1 protein-coding gene is annotated in these 416 nt (G+C 65.9%); it reads left to right on the plus strand.

What is annotated here, in order from left to right:
* Positions 1–76: 76 nt before the first annotated feature.
* Positions 77–416 (plus strand): helix-turn-helix domain-containing protein (locus C1I93_RS31030; RefSeq protein WP_146603634.1); only part of this gene is annotated, 340 nt, incomplete at its 3' end.

Here is a 416-nt window from a genome sequence, read left to right on the forward strand (position 1 = left end):
GTCCAGAACCATGGACCTCTGTCCCGTCCCCTCTAAAGGCTGTTGCAGAAGCGAGCGGGATGGGCATTTCTCGTGTATGGGCGGGCTGTTACGAGCTGATCCTTTGTGGGTGGAGACCTTCACTGGCCTGGGGATGGGCCGGTTCGAACGGCTGGTGAGGGTGGTGCGTGAGCGGGGCGGCAACGGTCCCGGTGGTGGCCGGCCGTGGTGCCTGCCCTTGGCCGATCGGGTACTCCTGGTGGCCGTCTATTACCGCACCAACCTCACCATGCGGCAGCTCGCGCCGTTATTCGGGATCTCTCCGGCCACCGTATGCCGCATTATCCAGCGGCTTGGCCCGCTGCTCGCTTTGCAGCCCGCTCCCAGGCCGGCCGATGCCACCGACCGGCTGTGGATCGTGGACGGCACCCTCATCC

The sequence above is a fragment of the Micromonospora endophytica genome, from assembly GCF_003236305.1.
Taxonomy (GTDB): Bacteria; Actinomycetota; Actinomycetes; order Mycobacteriales; family Micromonosporaceae; genus Micromonospora; species Micromonospora endophytica.